Source organism: Kitasatospora paranensis, assembly GCF_039544005.1.
Taxonomy (GTDB): Bacteria; Actinomycetota; Actinomycetes; order Streptomycetales; family Streptomycetaceae; genus Kitasatospora; species Kitasatospora paranensis.
In genome coordinates, this window is record NZ_BAABKV010000001.1 from 6693748 (window position 1) to 6712407 (window position 18660).

The 18660-nt window shown below is 75.0% G+C and carries 15 protein-coding genes; 12 read left to right on the forward strand and 3 right to left on the reverse strand.

The window, feature by feature from the left end:
• Positions 1 to 79: 79 nt before the first annotated feature.
• A complete protein-coding gene (locus ABEB13_RS31805) occupies positions 80 to 1846 on the reverse strand; it encodes a glycoside hydrolase family 15 protein (protein WP_345708235.1) in 1767 nt (588 codons plus the stop codon).
• Between the two features lie 227 nt (positions 1847 to 2073).
• On the opposite strand from ABEB13_RS31805, the gene ABEB13_RS31810 reads away from it, so the two are divergent.
• From ABEB13_RS31810 to ABEB13_RS31865, 12 genes are all read left to right on the forward strand, one after another.
• Positions 2074 to 2820, forward strand: coding sequence for an SAM-dependent methyltransferase (locus ABEB13_RS31810; RefSeq protein WP_380230685.1), 747 nt, complete (start codon positions 2074 to 2076; stop codon positions 2818 to 2820).
• Positions 2817 to 4979, forward strand: a complete 2163-nt coding sequence (locus ABEB13_RS31815; protein ID WP_345708237.1) for a putative bifunctional diguanylate cyclase/phosphodiesterase — start codon at positions 2817 to 2819, stop codon at positions 4977 to 4979. Before ABEB13_RS31810 ends, ABEB13_RS31815 begins: the two co-directional genes overlap by 4 nt.
• Positions 4980 to 5232: 253 nt before the next feature.
• Positions 5233 to 6006 carry a glycosyltransferase family 2 protein gene (locus ABEB13_RS31820; RefSeq protein WP_345708238.1) on the forward strand — a complete coding sequence of 258 codons (774 nt, stop codon included), beginning with the start codon at positions 5233 to 5235 and terminating at the stop codon, positions 6004 to 6006.
• Positions 6007 to 6061: 55 nt separating this feature from the next.
• Positions 6062 to 7102, forward strand: coding sequence for a glycosyltransferase family A protein (locus ABEB13_RS31825; RefSeq protein ID WP_345708239.1), 1041 nt, complete (start codon positions 6062 to 6064; stop codon positions 7100 to 7102).
• 283 nt (positions 7103 to 7385) lie between these two features.
• The gene (locus tag ABEB13_RS31830; protein ID WP_345709892.1) at positions 7386 to 8570 is read left to right on the forward strand and encodes a glycosyltransferase family 2 protein; all 1185 of its coding nucleotides are present in this window, start codon (positions 7386 to 7388) and stop codon (positions 8568 to 8570) included.
• A gap of 40 nt (positions 8571 to 8610) precedes the next feature.
• Positions 8611 to 9987, forward strand: a complete 1377-nt coding sequence (locus tag ABEB13_RS31835; protein WP_345708240.1) for a lipopolysaccharide biosynthesis protein — start codon at positions 8611 to 8613, stop codon at positions 9985 to 9987.
• Complete coding sequence (locus ABEB13_RS31840) at positions 9984 to 10994, forward strand: glycosyltransferase family 2 protein (RefSeq protein ID WP_345708241.1); 1011 nt, start codon at positions 9984 to 9986, stop codon at positions 10992 to 10994. The genes ABEB13_RS31835 and ABEB13_RS31840 overlap by 4 nt, the downstream gene beginning before the upstream one ends.
• Complete coding sequence (locus tag ABEB13_RS31845; RefSeq protein ID WP_345708242.1) at positions 10991 to 11803, forward strand: polysaccharide deacetylase family protein; 813 nt, start codon at positions 10991 to 10993, stop codon at positions 11801 to 11803. Before ABEB13_RS31840 ends, ABEB13_RS31845 begins: the two co-directional genes overlap by 4 nt.
• A 134-nt stretch (positions 11804 to 11937) precedes the next feature.
• On the forward strand, positions 11938 to 13482 hold the full coding sequence (locus ABEB13_RS31850) for a glycosyltransferase (protein ID WP_345708243.1): 1545 nt from the start codon (positions 11938 to 11940) through the stop codon (positions 13480 to 13482).
• Positions 13455 to 13826 (forward strand): hypothetical protein, encoded by a 372-nt coding sequence (locus ABEB13_RS31855; RefSeq protein ID WP_345708244.1) that lies wholly within the window; start codon positions 13455 to 13457, stop codon positions 13824 to 13826. The genes ABEB13_RS31850 and ABEB13_RS31855 overlap by 28 nt, the downstream gene beginning before the upstream one ends.
• A gap of 487 nt (positions 13827 to 14313) precedes the next feature.
• On the forward strand, positions 14314 to 15129 hold the full coding sequence (locus ABEB13_RS31860) for a glycoside hydrolase family 16 protein (RefSeq protein ID WP_345708245.1): 816 nt from the start codon (positions 14314 to 14316) through the stop codon (positions 15127 to 15129).
• A gap of 88 nt (positions 15130 to 15217) precedes the next feature.
• Complete coding sequence (locus ABEB13_RS31865) at positions 15218 to 16438, forward strand: carboxylate--amine ligase (protein WP_345708246.1); 1221 nt, start codon at positions 15218 to 15220, stop codon at positions 16436 to 16438.
• Positions 16439 to 16463: 25 nt separating this feature from the next.
• On the opposite strand, the gene ABEB13_RS31870 is transcribed toward ABEB13_RS31865, so the two are convergent.
• A complete protein-coding gene (locus ABEB13_RS31870; RefSeq protein ID WP_345708247.1) occupies positions 16464 to 17672 on the reverse strand; it encodes an FAD-dependent oxidoreductase in 1209 nt (402 codons plus the stop codon).
• Between the two features lie 179 nt (positions 17673 to 17851).
• On the reverse strand, positions 17852 to 18550 hold the full coding sequence (locus ABEB13_RS31875) for a hypothetical protein (RefSeq protein ID WP_345708248.1): 699 nt from the start codon (positions 18548 to 18550) through the stop codon (positions 17852 to 17854).
• Between the last annotated feature and the right edge of the window lie 110 nt (positions 18551 to 18660).

Below are 18660 nucleotides of genomic sequence, written 5' to 3' on the forward strand. Positions count from 1 at the left end.
CGGTGCGGGCCGCGGGACCGGGCGGCCGACCCCACGGCGGTGGGGGCGGCCGCCCTCCGGCGTTCCGGTGGCGGCCGGCTCAGGAGCCGGCCAGTTCGTACGCCGAATTGACCAGCGCCACATGGCTGAACGCCTGCGGCATGTTGCCGAGTTGGCATCCCTCGTGCGGATCCCACTCCTCGGCCAGCAGCCCCAGGTCGTTGCCGAGTGCGAGCACCCGGGTGAACAGCGTCCGGGCCTCGTCCTTGCGGCCGAGCGCGCCGAGCGCGTCCGCGAGCCAGAACGAGCAGGCCAGGAAGGCGCCCTCGGGCCCGCGGAGGCCGTCCGGGGCGGCGTCGGTGGAGTAGCGGCGGATCAGGCCCCCGTGGTCGAGCCCGCTCTGCACGGCCTCGACCGTGCGGACCACCCGCGGGTCGTCCGGCGGCAGGAAGCCGCTCTTCACCACGAACAGCGTCGCGGCGTCGAGCGCCGTACCGCCGTAGTCCTGGACGAACACCCCGCGGCGGGAGTCGTAGCCGTGCTCGCAGACATCGGCGTGCACGGCGTCGCGCATAGCCCGCCAGCGGTCCACCGGTGCGGGCAGGCCGGTCAGTTCGGCCATCTTCAGGGCGCGGTCGGCGGCCACCCAGGCCATCACCTTGGAGTGCACGAAGTGCCGCCGGCCGCCGCGCACCTCCCACAGCCCCTCGTCCGGCTCCGACCAGTGCTGCTCCAGGAAGGCCATCAAGGTCCGCAGCAGGCTCCAGACCTGACGCTCCATCGGGATTCCGGCCTCCAGTGCCAGGTGCAGGGTGTCCACCACCTCGCCGTAGACGTCGAGCTGGAGCTGGCGGACGGCCGCGTTGCCGAACCGCACCGGGGCCGAACTCCGGTAGCCGGGGAGCCAGTCGGCCTCGGTCTCGGGCAGCCCGCGCTCCCCGGCGACGCCGTACACGGCCTGCAGGTCGCCCGGGTCGCCGGCGATCGCCCGCAGCAGCCACTTGCGCCAGGCCGCGGCCTCCTCGCGGAAGCCGCCGCGCAGCAGGGCGGAGAGCGTCATGCTGGAGTCGCGCAGCCAGCAGAAGCGGTAGTCCCAGTTGCGGACGCCGCCGATCGACTCGGGCAGCGAGGCGGTGGGCGCGGCGACGATCCCGCCGGTGGGCTCGTAGGCCAGCGCCTTGAGGGTGATCAGGGACCTCAGCACGGCCTGCTGCCACTCGCCCCGGTAGCGGCATCCGGCGGCCCACGACTGCCAGGTGTCGAGCGTGCGGGTGAGGGCGAGGGCCGGGTCCGTCCGGGGCGTGGACTGCAGGTGGGAGGGCTGCCAGGTCAGCAGGAACGGGACCTGGTCACCGGCCCGGACGGTGAAGTCGGAGGCGGTGGTGCCGTCCTGGCCGTAGGTGTGGATGCCGGGCGGCACGCGCAGCCAGGCCGAGTCCGGGCCGGCGACGGCGACCCGGTGGTGCTCGGTGCGGCGCACCCAGGGGTCCACCCGGCCGTAGTTGAAGCGCAGCCGCAGTTCGCCGCGCATCCGCACGGTGCCGGTGATGCCCTCGACGATGCGCAGCAGTTGCGGGACCCGGTCGCGGTGCGGCATGAAGTCGGTGACCCGGACGGTGCCGTCGGCGGTCGCCCAGATCGACTCCAGGACGAGGCTGTCACCGCGGTACTGACGCCGCGTGCAGGTGTCCGCGCCGACGGGTGCGATCCGCCACGCCCCGTACCGTCCGTCACCGAGCAGGCCCGCGAAGCAGCTCGGGGAGTCGAAGCGGGGCAGGCAGAGCCAGTCCACCGAGCCGTCCCTGCCGACGAGGGCGGCGGTCTGGAGGTCCCCGATCAGGGCGTAGTCCTCGATTCGTCCGGCCATCACGACCATTCTGCGCAGCTCGGCGGCGGTTCCGCCTGCCGCGCGGTCCCGGCGCGGCGGCCGCCCGGACAGCGGAGCGGGGATCGCCGGTTCCGCTTGCAAGGAAGATCAGATCATAGGAAAATCAGGGGGAGCTATTGTCTTTTACCGAGCCGGAGGGTGCCGTGACACGGCAACCGAACTGGGTGCCCGCCGGAACGGATCTCGAGAAGCCCAACGCGGCCCGGATGTACGACTACTACCTCGGCGGCTCGCACAATTTCGAGGCCGACCGCCGAACGGCCCGCCGGGCGGTGGAGCTCTGGCCGGAGCTGCCGCAGATCATGCGGGCCAACCGGGCCTTCCTCCGCCGTGCGGTCCAGTTCCTCGGTGAGGCCGGGGTCACCCGCTTCCTCGACATCGGCTCCGGCATCCCCACCTTCGGGCCGGTGCACGAGATCGCCCGGGCGATCCACCCGGAGTCCCGGGTCGTCTACGTCGACAACGACCCGGTCGCGGTGGCCCACAGCCGGCTACTGCTCCACGACGACCCGGCGGCCCTCACGATCGAGGCCGACGTGCGGTCCGTCGACGACCTGCTCTCCCGCCCCGAGGTCGAGGCGCTGCTCGCCGAGGGGCAGCCGGTCGGTGTGCTGCTGGTCGCCGTGTTGCACTTCGTGCAGGACGCCGACGACCCCCACAAGATCGTGGCCGCGCTGCGCGACGCCCTGCCGCCCGGCAGCCACCTGGCGCTCTCGCACGCCTCGCTGGAGGGCCGCCCCGACCAGGCCGGCGCCCACCAGGACATCTACCGCCGGACCCCGACGCCGCTCACCATGCGCAGCATGGCGGTCATCGAGAGCCTCTTCGACGGCTTCGAGCTGGTCGCCCCGGGCGTCGTTTACCTGCCCGAATGGCGGCCGGACGACCCCGCGGCGGTCGGCCCGCACCCGGAGCGGATGACCGGCGTGGCCGGCGTCGGGCGCCTCCCGTGAGCGACGGGCCGGCGGCCGGCGGCGCGGCGGACCTGCGGGAGGAGTGGGCGGCCCTGCTCGGGCGCGGCCACGGCGGAGCCGTCCACCCCCGGGTGCTCGACGGGCTGGTGGAGCAGTGCACCGACCTGCTCGAACGCTCCCGGCAGCAGCGACCGTTCGACCCGCGGCCGGCCCAGCGGGCCGGTGCGCTGCTGGTCGACGCCCACTTCACCGACCCGGACCTGCTGGCCCGGGCCGTCCAGATCCTGCACCGCCACCCCGCCCAGGGCAGTGGCGCGCAGCTGGCCGGCGCCTTCGCGGCGGGCTGGGCCGCCGCGCTGCGCGAGCGCACCCTGCGCGAGCAGGAGGCCATCCGGCTGGCCGCGGACACCGCCCGGCACGAGGTCGAGCGGGCCCTGCGCGAGTCCGAGGCCCGCTTCCGCGCGCTGTTCGAGAGTGCCGCGATCGGCATCGGCATCGGTGATGTCGAGGGCAACATCCTGGCCGTCAACCGGGCCCTCGGCGAGATCTTCGGGGCCGGCCCGGAGGAGATGGCCGGCCGCCGGGTCGGCGACCTCGTCCACCCGGAGGACACCCCGGGCGTCTGGGAGGCGTACGGCGACCTGATCAGCGGCACCCGGGAGTACCTCCAGTTCGACAAGCCGTACTACCGCAAGGACGGCGAGGTGGTCTGGACGCACCTGACCGTCTCGCTGATCCGCGACGACGACGGCGTGCCGAAGTACCAGGTGGCGATGTTGGAGGACATCACCGACCGGTACCGCCTCCAGGAGCGGCTGCGCCACCAGGCCACCCACGACCCGCTGACCGGGCTGCCCAACCGGGCCGCCTTCTTCGAGCGGCTGGAGCGGCTCTTCGAGGAGCCGGAGCCGGGCGCCAGGTTCGGCCTGTGCTACGTCGACCTGGACGGCTTCAAGGTGGTCAACGACAGCCTCGGCCACGACATGGGCGACCAGCTGCTGACCGCCGTGGCCGGCCGGCTGGAGGCCGCCCTGAGCCCGCTCGGGCACCTGGTGGCCCGGCTCGGCGGCGACGAGTTCGTGGTGCTGCTGGAGAACTGCCGCGGCGAGCAGGAGGCCGTGGCCGCCGCGAAGACGGTGCTGGCCGCGCTGGCGAAGCCGGTGATGGTCGGCGACCACAAGCTGGCGGTCGGCGCGAGCGTCGGTGTGCTGGAGCGCCGGGTGGCGACCACCACGCCGGGTGCGGCGGTGCGCGCCGCCGACCTGACGCTGTACCGCGCGAAGGAGGCCGGCCGCGGCCGGTGGACGCTGTTCGACCCCAAGGAGAACGCCCGCGCGGTCAGCCGGTACGCGGTGTCCGTGCGGATGCCGTCCGCGCTCGACCGCGGTGAGTTCTTCATCGACTACCAGCCGCTGGTCAACCTCGCGGACGGCTCGCTCGCCGCCGTCGAGGCGCTGGTGCGCTGGCGCCACCCGCAGCTGGGCGTGCTCGGCCCGGAGGAGTTCGTCGGCACGGCCGAGGAGACCGGCCTGATCATGCCGCTCGGCCGCTGGGTGCTGGAGCAGGCGTGCAGTCAGGCCGCCGACTGGGTCCAGCGGTTCGGCGACCGGGCGCCGCAGCTCAACGTCAACCTGGCGGTCCGTCAGGCGCGCAACTCCGGGCTGGTCGGGGACCTCGACCGGATCCTGCGGTCGACCGGACTGCAGCCGGCCAAGCTCCAGTTGGAGATCACGGAGTCGACCGTGGTCGGCCCCGAGGACGAGGCGCTGAAGTCGCTGCACGGCCTGGTCGACCTGGGTGTCTCCCTGGCCGTGGACGACTTCGGCACCGGCTGGTCCAACCTCGCCTATCTGCGCGACCTTCCGGTCTCCGGGCTGAAGATCGCCGGCTCGTTCGTCGGCGACCTGCACGACCCGGCCAAGGACACCCACCTGGGCTGGCGGATCGTCAGCGGCCTGGTGTCACTGGCCCACACGCTCGGACTGACCGTCACCGCGGAGGGTGTGGAGAACCGTTCGGACGCCGAGCGGCTCCGGCTGATGGGCTGCGACTGGGCGCAGGGCTGGCACTTCGGCCGGCCGGTGCGGCCCGGCGAGATCGCCCGCAGGATCGCCGAGGCCAACCTGCCGGAGGCTCCGGAGGCCGTCGACCTGGCGGCCCGGATCGGGGCGAAGCGGACATATCAGCCGGAAATCTGAAAAAACCCTTCAAATCCCCTTGACGGGGTGCGATCCGGGCGCAGATGATGGCTCCAATGGCACCGCTTTCCAGCGGGAGTCCACGCGTGACCGTCGGCGCTCTTCGAGCGCCCGAGACGACCGACGCATTGAGGGGCCGGGGCCGGGGGGCTCACGGAGGCCGGAGGGGGCTTTCAGGCCCGCGTCGCTGTTCGCTCTCCCCACCATCGAGGGCACATCTGTGCCCCTCCGCCTCCCGAGAGGCCCCTGAGCGATGAGCACCACCCTGCCTTCCGACCCCGCACAGCCGTCCCCCGCGTACCTCGGCCGACCGATGCGCCGTGCCGGAGACCGGGCGACCACCCCGCGGCCGATGCGCCGCGCCGGGGACTTCGCGACCCGGCACACCGTCAGCCTGGTCATCCCCGCCTTCAACGAGGCCCGCAACATCCCGTGGGTCTTCGAGCAGATCCCGCGCTGCGTCGACGAGGTCATCCTCGTGGACGGCGCCTCCAGCGACGCCACCGTCGCCGTGGCCAGGTCCATCCTGCCGAACGTGCGCAGCGTCGAACAGAGCGGCCCCGGCAAGGGCAACGCCCTGCGCACCGGATTCGCGGCCGCGACCGGCGACCACATCGTGATGATGGACGCCGACGGCTCGATGTGGCCCGGCGAGATCCCCCACTACCTGCACTTCCTCGACAACGGCTACGACTTCGTCAAGGGCTCGCGCTGCATCGCCGGCGGCGGGTCGCTGGACTTCACCCGCGTCCGCTCGCTCGGCAACCGGGTGCTGCTCGCCGTCGTCAACCGCCTCTACCACACGGTGCTGACCGACCTCTGCTACGGATTCTGCGCCTTCCGCCGCAGCTTCCTCGACGAACTCTGCCTGCACTCCGCGGGCTTCGAGATCGAGGCCGAGATGGTCGCACACGCCCTCCGCTCGGGCCTGCGCATCGCAGAGGTCCCGAGCCTCGAACTTCCCCGCCGCAGCGGCCGCTCGCACCTCCACGCCGTCTCCGACGGCCGGCGGTCCTGCGGACCCTGATCGCCGAGCGTCCCGGCGCCCGGTCCGCGGCGCCCGTTGCGGTGGGGGAGCGATGATGAACGGCGTCGACCGGCGTACCGCAGCAGCCTGCCCGCGCACTGCCGCCCGTGACTCGCTCTACACCCCCGTCCGGGTCGTCGAACTGGACCTGGACGAGCCGGGCGAGCTGCGCTCACCCGGCGGCCTCGGCCCGGCCGACCCGGACGGACGCGTGTTGGCGTTGGTGCGGCTGCACGGACACCCGCTCGGTCTGGTCACGGCCACCGGCACCGCAGGCGACCCCGCCACGCTGCGCCGGGCGCTGGTCGACGCCGCGCACCGGGAACTGCGCGTTCCCTCCCGTTCCACCGCGACGCCCGCGGCGCAGCCCCGTCGGGTCGGCCGCGCCCGGGCGCGTGCGGACCGCCCCACGGTCACCGTGGTCATCTGCACCCGCAACCGGCCCCGCGCGCTCCGCCGCTGCCTGGACTCGCTGCTGCGCACCGACTACCCCGACGTCGAGGTCCTCGTGGTCGACAACGCGCCGCTCGACGACACCACCCGCGAACTCGTCCGCACCCGCTACCGCGACCAGGTCCGCTACCTCCGCGAGCCCGTCCCCGGCCTGGCCCGCGCCCGGAACACCGGACTGGCCGCCGCCCGCGGCGAGATCTGCGCCTTCGCCGACGACGACCTGGTCATCGACAGCCACTGGGTGGCGGCCCTCGCCGAGGCCTTCGAGGCCGACGACCGGACGGGCTGCGTGACCGGGCTCGTCATGCCCGCCGAACTCGACACCGCGGCCCAGCTCGCCCTGGAACGCTACGGCGGGTACTCCCGCGGCTTCGCCGCCCGCAGCTGGTCGCTGCGCGAGCCCCCGACGACCCGCTGGTCCGGTACTCCGTGGGCCGGTTCGGCTCCGGCGCCAACATGGCGTTCCGTACCGCGATGCTGCGCAGCATCGGCGGGTTCGACCCGGCGACCGGCGCCGGCACACCGGCCCGCGGCGGCGAGGAACTGCTCGCCTTCTTCTCCGTCCTCAACGGCGGCCACGACATCACCTACCAGCCCGACGCCATCGTCTGGCACTGCCACCCGCGCACCGAGGAGGCGCTGACCCGGCAGATCTTCAACTTCGGGGTCGGCTTCGGCGCCTACCTGACCGCCGCCGTCTCGCGCCGGCCCGACGTGCTCGCCGACCTGGTGCGCCGGGTGCCGCTCGGCCTGTGGCGCTGGCAGGTCGCCCACCGGGCCCGCCGGCACGCGCCCTCCTGCGAGGCCGTGCCCGAGACCGTGCCCGGCCTCGGCCGGCGCGAGATCGAGGGGCTGCTCTACGGGCCGTTCGGCTACCTGTACAGCCTCTGGCACCAGCGGACGGCCCGGAGCGGGGCGTGGTCGCGATGACCACCGCCCCCGCCCTGCCCGTGCCGCCGGCCCGGATCGTCGACCTCGACCTGGACCACCCGGAGGACCTGCGCGCCCCCGGCGGCGCCCCCGCCCCGGCCGCCGACGGACCGGTGCTCGCCCTCGTCCGCCGGCGCGGCCACCCGCTCGGCCTGGTCACCGCCGCCGGCACCGCCGACGGCCCGGCCCTGCGCGCCGCCCTCCTGGCCGCCGCCCTGCGCGACGTCCGGGAGGCCCCGGCCGACCGGGCGCCGCAGGCCGCCGCCGGGCCCGGGCCCACCGTCACCGTCGTCGTCTGCACCCGCGACCGCACCGACCTGCTCACCCCCTGCCTGGACTCGCTGCTGCGCAGCGCACCGCCGCAGGCCGAGGTGCTGCTCGTCGACAACGCGCCGACCGACCACACCACCCGCGACCTCGTCCGGTCCCGGTACGCCGACCGGATCCGCTACGTGCACGAGCCGGTGCCCGGCCTCGCCCGAGCCCGCAACACCGCGCTGGCCGCCGCCACCGGCGAGATCATCGCCTTCACCGACGACGACGCCCTCGCCGACCCCGGCTGGGTCCCCGGCCTGCTCGCCGCCTTCCGCTCCGACGCGCGGATCGCCTGCGTCACCGGCCTGGTGCTGCCCGCCGAGCTCGACACCCCGGCGCAGGCCGCCTTCGAACGGCACTGCGGCTTCTCCCGCGGCTTCGCCGCCCGCACCTGGTCGCTCGCGGCCGGCTCGGCCGACCCGCTGTTCCCGTACACCACCAGCCGGTTCGGCACCGGCGCCAACATGGCCTTCCGGACGGCGGCGCTCCGGGCGATCGGCGGATTCGACCGGGCGACCGGCGCCGGCACCCCCACCCGGGGCGGCGAGGACCTGCTGGCCTTCCTGGACGTCCTCACCGCCGGCCACACCGTCGCCTACCAGCCGGACGCCCTGATCTGGCACCGCCACCGGCGCACCGACGAGGCGCTCGACGCCCAGGTCTACGGCTTCGGCGTCGGCTACAGCGCCTACCTGACGGCCGCCGTGCTGCACCGGCCGGCGCTGCTCGCCGGGCTGCTGCGCCGCCTGCCCCGGGCCCTGCCCGCCGCCGCCCGCGGCGGCCGCACCCCGACCGGCCGGCCCCGCGGGCACTCGCCCGCCGCCAGCTGCGCGGGCTGCTGTACGGCCCGTTCAGCTACCTGGTGAGCCTGCGCCGGCAGCGCGCCCTCGACGCCGGGACAGCGTCGTGATCCCCGTCGTCACCGCCCGCCGCAGCGCTGCCGCCCGGCCGTGCTCCTGCCCCGTGCCGCTGCCCTGCGAGTGCTCGTACACCACGCTGGTGCGGGCCCGGGCGCGCGCGCTGACCCGGCGCGCCGCCGGCGAGCCGCTGCTGCGCAACGGGCACATCCTGGCTGCCAGTTCGGTGCTGGCGGCGGTCTTCGGCTCGCTGTTCTGGATCTTCGCGACCCGCTGGTACAGCGCCGAGACCGTCGGCACCAGCTACGCGGCGCTCTCGGTCGCCGCGCTGATGTCCGGCATCGGCCGCTTCAACCTCGGCGACGTGCTGGTGCGGTTCGTCCCGCGGGCCGGCCGGCACACCGGGCGCCTGGTGCTCCGCTGCTACCTGATCAGCGGCGGCCTCAGCGCGCTCGCCGCCGCCTGCTTCCTGATGCTGATCCCGTACGTCGCCCCCAGCCTCGCATTCCTCCGCACCCCCGTGCTGGGCATCTCGTTCGTGATCGCCGCCGCCGGGTACTCGATCTTCGACCTCCAGGACGGCGCCCTCACCGGCCTGCGCCGCACCGGCTGGGTGCTGGGCGAGAACCTGCTGTTCGCCGCCGCCAAGGCCGCCGTGCTCGCGGCCTGCGCCGCCCTCGCCATCGGCACCGGCATCCTGGTCTCCTGGGCCGCGGCGCTGCTGCTCTCGGTGGTGGTGACCAACGTGGTGCTGTTCCGCCACGCCATCCCGGCCCACCACCGGGCCGACACCGAGGGCGCGCCCGTGCCGCGCCGGGTGATGCGGTACGCCGTCGCCGACTACCTCGGCAAGCTCGCCAGCATCATCACCTACTCGGTGCTGCCGCTGATGGTCCTCAGCCAGCTCGGCGCCGCCCAGAACGCGTACTACTCGCTGGCCTGGATCATCGCCGACACCTTCGACATCGCCGTCTTCGCGATGGGCGCCTCGCTCGTCGTCGAAGGCGCCCACGAACCGGGCCGGCTCGCCGAGCACGCCCGCCGGATGCTGCGCCACGCCGGTCTGCTGGTGCTCGCCGCGACCGTCGTCGTGGTCGCCGCGGCGCCCTGGATCCTCAGCCTGTTCGGACCGGCGTACGCCGAGAACGGCACCCCGGTGCTGCGCCTGATGGCCCTCGCCTCGCTGCCGACCGTCCTGTTCACGGTGGCCATCGACGTGGCCAGGGTCCGCCGCAACCTCGGCCGGCTGGTCGGCCTCCAGGTCGCGCACGCCGTCCTGGTCATCGGCCTCACGATCGTCCTGCTGCCCGCCTACGGCCTCACCGGTGTCGGCCTCGCCTGGCTGATCGCCTGCTGCGCCGTCGCCCTGCCACTGCTGCTCACCATGCCGCGCTGGATCCGCCCGCCCGAAGGGAGCCGGCCGTGACCGCCCGACCCGGCACCGACACCACCCTGTCCGTCGTCATCTGCGCCTACACCCTGGACCGGTGGGACGACCTGTCCGCCGCCGTGGCCTCGGTGCAGCACCAGCACCGCCCGCCGGACGAACTGGTCCTGGTCGCCGACCACTGCCCGGAACTCGCCCGCCGCGCCGCGCGGCGCTGGCCCGGGGTGACGGTCGTCCCCAACGAGGAGCGGCGCGGCCTGTCCGGCGCCCGCAACACCGGGGTGCGCGCCGTCCACGGTGAGGTGGTCGCCTTCCTCGACGACGACGCGGCGGCGGCGGCGGACTGGACGACCCGGCTGCTGGCCGGCTACCGGGACGGTGCGGTGCTCGGCGTCGGCGGCCTCGTCCGGCCGCGCTGGGACGGCGGCCGGCCGCGCTGGTTCCCCGCCGAGTTCGACTGGGTGGTCGGCTGCTCCTACCGGGGCCTGCCCCGGGGTGCCGCCCCGATCCGCAACTTCACCGGCGCCAACATGTCCTTCCGCCGCGCCGAGGCGCTGGCCGCCGGCGGCTTCCGGCTCGACCTCGGCCGGGTCGGCACCCGGCCGGTCGGCTGCGAGGAGACCGAGTTCTGCCTCCGGCTGGCCGAGCACCACCCCGGCGCGGAGCTCCGCTACGAACCCGCCGCGGTCGTCCACCACCACGTGCCGTCCACCCGCTCCACCTGGGCCTACTTCCGGGCCCGCTGCTACGCGGAGGGCCGCTCCAAGGCCGTGGTCGCCCGGCACACCGGCCCCCGGCCCGCGCTCGCCTCCGAACGCCGCTACCTGCGGCACACCCTGCCCGCCGCCGTCCTGCGCAGCCTGCGCCGCGCCGACCTGCGGGCCGCCGGCGCCCTGTGCGGCGGAGCCGGCCTGACCCTGCTCGGCTACGCGGTGGGCCGCACCCGCGGCCTCGTCACCGCTGCGGGCCCCGCCGCCGACGCGGGCACCGGCGGTACGGCGGCCACCGGCGGCGCGGCGGACCGACCGGTGAGGAGCCCGCGATGAAAGCCGTCCCCGTGTTCCTGTACCACTCGGTCTCCGACGACCCGCCGGACTGGATCGCGCCCTACACGGTGTCGCCGAAGGTGTTCCGCGAACAACTCGACAGGATCGCCGACGCCGGACTGTCGATCGTCCCGCTGCGGCGGCTGGTCGCCGCCCAGCACGGCGGCCCGCCGCTGCCGCCCGACTGCGCCGTCCTGACCTTCGACGACGGCTTCGCCGACTTCTATTGGACGGTCGCCCCGATCCTCTCCGAGCGCGGCCTGCCCGCCACCCTGTACGTCACCGTCGGCGCCATGCACCCGCCGGGCGCCGAGGCGACCGGCAGTCTGCTGCCGCCCGCGTCGATGCTGAACTGGCGCCAGGTCGGCACCATCGACACCCTCGGTATCGAGATCGGCGGCCACACGCAGACCCACGCCCAGCTGGACACCGTCTACGGACAGCGCCGCGCCGACGAGATCGCCGGCAGCAAGCACCGGCTGGAGGACGTCCTCGGCCACGAGGTCACCGCGTTCGCCTACCCGCACGGCTACTCCAGCCCCGCCGTCCGGCGCCGGGTCCGCGAGGCGGGCTGGACGTCCGCGACCGCCGTCGAGAACAAGTTCAGCTCGGCCGCCGACGACCCGCTGCGGATCTGCCGGCTGATGGTCCGCAACGACACGCCCGGGGAGACCTTCCAGGCCTGGACGGAATGCCGCGGCAGCCGCGTCGGGCCCATCCCGGAGAGCCTCTACACCCGCGGCTGGCGGGCCTACCGGCGGATGACCGCGATCGTGGGCAGCCCGGTCGGCGGACCGCCGAAGGACTGACCCGCGCCATGCCCACCGCCCAGCAGCCCCGCGTCACCCCGACGGCCGGAAGAGGGACGTCCGATGGTTGACCAGCAGATCACCGGCGCCGTGCACCCCGCCGGCCCCTGCCCGCCGGCCCCCGGCGGCGCCCCGTGCACACCCTGGCCGACCGCCTGATCGGCACCCGCGGCCCCGCCGCCTGGATCGCCCCGACGGCCCTGCCCGCCGCGATCGCCCTGTGGATCATGGCCCTGCGCGGCACCCGGCTCGACCGGATGGGCGACCTCGGCCTGCTGCAGGCCCTGCCCCGGGTCTACTGGGCGGCCTTCGCCGTGCTGCTGGTGGGCTTCGTCGCCGTCCTCTACCAGCCGCGGCTGCGCCGGGGCTGGCCCGCCGCGTACGTGATCACGCTCATCGCGATGATCCACGCCACCCCCAGCATCCTGTACCCGACGCTGCGCTACGCGTGGGCCTGGAAGCACATCGCGGTCGTCGACGCCATGCTCCGCCACCACGGCACCGTGCCGAACGCGGGCGGCCTGGAGATCTACAACGAGTGGCCCGGGTTCTTCCAGCTGAACGTGCTCTTCCTGCGCGCCACCGGGCTGCACTCCGCCCTCGGCTACGCCTCCTGGTACCCGCTCGCGGCCAATCTGCTGCTGCTCGGCCCGCTGCTGATGCTGTACCGGGCCCTCACCCGGAGCCGCCGGCTGATCTGGGGCGGGGTCTGGCTGTACTACTCCGCCTCCTGGGTCGGCCAGGACTACTTCTCCCCGCAGGCGTTCGCCTACCTGCTGTTCGTGCTCGTCCTCGCCCTCGTCCTCGGCCGCCTGGCGGTGCTCCGGCGGGCCGCCGAGGCAGGCCCGGGCACTGCGGACGGCCCGCCGCCCGAACCCTCGGCCGCCACCGCGCTGTCCGCCGGCGGCACCCGGCCCCGCGCCCTGCGGCCCGGCTGGTACGTGCTGGTGCTGGTGCTGATCGCCGGGATCGTGGTCTCGCACCCGCTGACCCCGGTCATGCTGATCAGCGTCCTCACCCTGCTGTCGCTGCGCCGCCGCAACCGGCGCACCGTGCTGCCGGTGCTCGTGGCGGCCGTCGGGATGACCTTCGCCTGGGACTCGACCGTCGCCCACCCGTACCTGTCGCGGAACATCAACAGCCTGATCGCGGGCCTGAGCGCCGCCGACAGCAATGTGCGGCCGCCCGGGCAGCTGAGGCTCGGCACCATCGCACCCGACCAGGCGCTGGTCTCCTGGCTGGCACTCGGCATGTCCGGCGTGCTCGGCCTGCTCGCCGTGATCGCGCTGATCACCCACCGCTGGGTGCGGCGCACCGGCCTGATGGCGGTCCTGTTCGGCCCGCTGCCGCTGCTGCTGGCCAACAGCTACGGCGGCGAGATGATCCTGCGCGCCTACCTGTTCGTGCTGCCCGCCACCGCGTTCCTGGCCGCCACCCTCGTGCTGCGGGCCGGGCGGCGGCCCGGCGTGGACCGCGTGGTCGCGGCCGCCGCCGCAGCAGCGCTTGCGATCGGCATGTTCGGCAACTACTACAGCAAGGAGGCGATGAACTACTTCTCCCCCAGGAGGTGGCCGCCCTGCGCCAGGTCACCGACATCGCGCCGCCGGGCTCCCGGATCGTCTCCGTCACCGGAGACCTGCCGGGCGGCGAGATGCACTACGACGACCGGACCCAGGTGATCCTCAGCCAGCTCTCGGCCGGCACCCAGCGGCAACTGCTGGCCGACCCGCTGCCGGTGCTGCGCCGCGAGCTCACCACTCCGGCCGTGCCCGGCCCGTCCTACCTGGTGCTGACCCGCGCCCAGGCGGAGGCCTCGCGGCTGACCGGCCTCCTGCCGGACGACACCGTCCGCCGGCTGGCCGACCTCGCGGCCGGGTCCCCGGAGTTCCGCGCGGTGTACGTCGGCCCCGACGCGGTGGTCTACGAGTACGCGGCGCCCACCCCCGCGACCACCGGCCCGGTGGCGCCCGCCGGCGCCACCCCGGCGCCCGACCAGATCCAGCCGAGCGGGAGGCAGCCATGAGCAGTACCGTCCCTCCCGCCGCGCTGCGCTGGGCGCTGGCCGTCCTCGCCTGGGCGGCCGCGGCGGCCACGGCGCTGCCCGCCGGGCCGCTGCGGGTGGCCGTCGTGCTGCCCGCCCTGCTGGCCGTGCCGGGCACCGCGCTGCTGCTGCGGTGCGGCCTCCAGGACCCGGGCTCGGGCCGGACGGGCCGCCTGGCCGCGGTCGTCCCGGCAGTGGCGTCCAGCGCGGCCCTGGCCGCGGTCACCGCCGGGGCCCTGTTGCTCACCCACACCTTCACCGCCCGGCGGGCGCTGCTCGTCCTCGCCGTGCTGACCACGCTGCTCGTCGCGCTGCCCTTCCGGCGCCGGCGGGCGCGCCGCCCCGCCGCCCATCCGGCGGCCGGGCCCGGCGGGCCGACGTCCCGACCGGCCCGGCCGCCGGGTGCCCTGCGCACCCGCCGGGGGCGCGACGGGCCGGCTGCCTGGCCGCCGGCGCCCTGCTGGCCGGCGTGGCGGCCTGCAGCGACCCGACCTCGCTCACCGCCGCCCCGCACGCGGCCGCCGCGAGCACCACCCCGTCGGCCGCCGATCCGCCGATCGCCCCCGGCGCCTGGCACCAGGTGTTCCACGACGACTTCACCGGCGACAGGCTGTCCGCCGCCGACTGGACGACCTGCTACGACTGGAACGACCACGGCTGCACCAACGCGGGCAACCACGAACAGCAGTGGTACCTGCCGGGCCAGGTCGCGGTCGACGACGGGAAGCTGGTGCTCACCGCCGACCGCAGGGTCACCCGCGGCAGCGACGGCGTCACCCACCCGTGGACGTCGGGGATGGTCAGCACCGGCCGGGACAGCTGGACGGGGACACCGCGGCACACCTTCACCTACGGGTGGTTCGCCGCCGCGCTCCAGGTGCCCGCACAGGCCGAGGGCATGTTCCCGGCGTTCTGGCTGATCCCCGCCGAGAGCCGGGGTACGCCGCCGGAGGTGGACATCGCCGAGTTCATCAACACGGCGCAGTACGCCGACGCCAATCTGCACTGGGCGGCCGCGGACGGCAACGACACCCACATCGGCCACCGCTCCGGCCCGGCCGACTACGCCGCCGGCTACCACGTCTTCGCCGTCGACTGGGAGCCGGACTCGGTCACCTGGTACATCGACGGCGTGCAGCGCTTCCAGGTGACGGAGCCGGCGGCCGTCCCGCATGTGGCCATGGAACTGGTCCTCGACCTCGCGGTGGGATTCCAGACCTCACCGCCGGCGAACGTCGACTCCGCCCGGATGAACGTCGGCTGGGTGTCCGTCTGGCAGCACTGACCGCCGCGCCAGCGGCGCTACGGTGAGGACTCTCCCCTGGCCGGGTCGCCGGCCGGGTCGTCGGTCGGGTCGTCAGGAGGGCGGAGCGATGCAGCCACACGGGCCCGAGCTGGACCGCGAGGTACCGGCCCTGCTGGTCAAGGTCGGGCACTACCCCGATGCGTACGGGGCCGCGGGCGCGGCGCGCTCGCTCGGCCGGGCCGGGGTGCCGGTGTACGCGATCGTCGAGGACCGGCTGACGCCGACCGCGCTCTCCCGCTACGTCCGCCGCGCCTTCGTCCGGCCCAGCACCGGCCGCGAGCCGGTGCAGCGGCTGGTGGACGGGCTGCTGGAGGTGGGGCGGGCGATCGGCCGGCCGAGCATCCCGGTGCCCACCGACGACGAGGCCGCCGTGCTGCTCGCCGAGCACCGGGCGGAGCTGTCCCGCTGGTTCCTGGTGCCGCCAGTCCCGGCGCATCTGCCCCGCCGGCTGGCGGACAAGGGCGGTCTGTCCGAGCTGTGCCGGGCGCACGGCGTCGCCACACCGCGGGTGTGCACCCCGGCCGACCGCGCGGAGCTGCTGGCCACCGCCCGCTCCTGGGGCTACCCGGTGGTGCTGAAGAACCTCGCACCGTTCACCCGGCTGGACCGGCCGGCGGTCGGCTCCACCACGATCGTCCCCGACGAGGCCGGGCTGAGGGCCTGTGTGCCCTCCGACGGCCCGCTCTCGGTGCTGCTCCAGGAGTACCTGCCGCAGACCGACGCCGAGGACTGGATCACCCACCTCTGCTGCGGCCCGGGCGGGGATCCGCTGCTGGTCTTCACCGGCGTCAAGGACCGCTCGTGGCCGCCGGAGACGGGCGTCACCACCCGCGGCCGGGCCCGCTCCAACCCGGAACTCGCCGCCATGGCCGCCGACTTCTGCCGCAGCATCGGCTACTGCGGGACGGCCGACCTGGACTGGCGGCTCGACCACCGCGACGGCCACTACAAGCTGCTCGACTTCAACCCGCGCAACGGCGCACAGTTCCGCCTGTTCGAGACCGCCGACGGGGTGGACGTCGTCCGCGCGCTCCACCTGTCGCTCACCGGCCGCCCGGTTCCGTCCGGCCCGCAGGTGCCGCGCAGCTTCCGGGTCGGCCGCCTCGACCTGCTGTCCGCGACCACCACGGCCTGGCGGGAGCGCCGCAGGCCGTGGGGGCTCTGGCCGGACGGCCCGACCGAGCGGGCCTGGGTCTGCCGGGACGATCCGGCCCCCGCGCTGATGGCGGCGCTGCGCTTCGGCGTTCCCGCGCCGTACCGGCTGCTGCGCTCCGCGCTCGGCCGCTGAGTGGCCGAGCGCGGAGCGGGGCGGCTCAGCGGCGTCCGGCGATCTCCCGGCTGATCCGGCGGGCGGCGAAGCCGGTGCCGCAGACGAAGCGCATCAGCGGGCCGAAGGTGTCTGCGGCGCTCAGGCCGGCGAAGAACAGCCCCGGCACCGACGACTCGAAGCCGCCCGACAGCCGCGGCGCCCCGGCGTCCGTCCGCCGCACCGCCCGGCGCAGCCGCTCGTCGAGCAGCTCCTGCCGGGCCACGTCCACCCGGTAGCCGGTGGCGGCGAGCACGTGGTCCACCTCCAGCACCTCGGTGACGCCGTCCAGCCGCAGCCGCAGTCCGCGGTCGGAGGGGTCGGCGCCCAGCAGGGTGTGCCCGGTGAGGACGGGGACCCGCCCCTCCACCCGGTCGCGCAGCCACCAGGCACCGGCCGGTCCGAGGATGCGGCGCACCCGGTCGGCCCGGGCGGCGTCCGGGAGGTAGCGGAACCCCCATGGCATTCCGCTGTAGCCGCGCAGCGGCCAGCCGGGGCCCAGCGGGGTGGCCGGCCGGACCAGGCGCTCCACGGCGGACCGGTCGCCGGGGCGGTCGACCTCCGGCGGGTCGCCGAAGACCAGTTCGGGCCGGCGGGCGACGAGGGTCGGGGCGGCCCCCGACTCGTGCATCAGGGCGGCGCTCTCCAGGGCGGACTGGCCGGCCCCGACGACCGCGACCCGCTGACCCGCGAACTTCCCCAGGTCCGCGTGCTCGCTGGTGTGCGAGCCGAGTCCGGCGTCGACGGCCGGGGCCAGTTCGGCGGGCGTCCACGCGTACGGCCGCAGGCCGTTGGCCAGCACCACGGACCGGGCGTCCAGCACCTCGCCGCGCTCCAGCAGCAGCCGGAAACCCTCCCGTCCGGGCTCGATGCTCACCACGGCGCTGCGCTCCACCTCGGGCACCCGCTGCTGCTGGAACCATTCGCCGTACGCGATGAACTCGGCGATCGGGATGGGGTACAGGTCGCCGACCGACGGCTCGCCGCGACCCACCCGGTAGTCGTTGAAGCCGTACCGCCGGGTCGGATCGGCGATGTCGGACGCCCGCGGCGTGGACTTGAGGAACATCCCGACCGGCATCCGGGCCCGCCAGCCCTCCATCGGCTCGCCGAACACCCGGAAGCCGACCCCCAGCCCCTTGAGGTGGGCGGCCACGGCCAGCCCGTACGGGCCGGCGCCGACAATCACCGCCGGTACCGCGTCCGGGGGCGTCACCACGCACTCCGGGGCGAAGGACGGAGCCTGTCGGCCGCACCGGCCGAATCACGACGGGACGCCATGGGCCACCTCCGTGGAAGAACCGTGGGACCAGCATGCGGCCGTCCGGTCGATTCGGCACGTCAGAGCGGGGCCGTACGGCCGGGCCACCCGGCCGTGCGGCCCCGCGCCGGCGGTCAGTAGCGCTGGGCCCGGACGACCTTGGCGCTGTTCGACTGGACCTGCTTGTCGCCGTGCGCCAGGACGGTGCGCCGCTCGCCCGGCGCGACGTCCGCGGTGCCGACCACGACCGTCTCCACGGTCGCTCCGGACGAGTCCGAGAAATCCACCTGGACGGCGTAGTTCGCCGCCGTCGACGTGGAGTTGGTGATGGTGAGGATCGCGGCGGGGTAGCCGTCCGTGGCGGTGGTGGGCACGCCGGTGAGGGTCACGTCGGAGAGTGCGTTGCCGGTGCCGGTGGCCCCGGCCAGCGCGGTGGAGGCGCTCGCCCGGGCCATCGAGATCTGTGCGGACACCGAGGACTCGAAGGCGGCCGCCCGGGACTGCACCGAGGAGGCCGCCGCCGACGCCGAGGCGGCGCGGGCGGAGGCGGCCTCGGAGAGCAGCGAGGCGGCGCCGGACGCCGCGGCGGAGGCCTGCTCACCGCCGAGTTCGGAGGCCTCCGCGGCCGCCGAGGCGGCCCGCACGGAGGCCTCGGACGCGGCCGACACGACGGCGGGGCTGATCCCGCCCACGGTCTTCTCCGAACTGCTGCACGCGGCCGCGCCCGCGGTCAGCGCCGCGGCGGACGCGAGGATCGCGCAGGCCTGGGCGGCGGGGCCGGTCAGGGCGCGGCGCAGGGGGTGCCGCTCGGCGGGGCCGGAGGGCGTGGTCATGGCTGGCTCCTGGGGTCTGACGGCCGACGGGTGCACGGCTCCTCCAGCCTGCGAAAGCTCCGGCGTCGCCGCGAGTGGTGCTGGGCCGGGCGGGCGGTGCCCCGCACGCC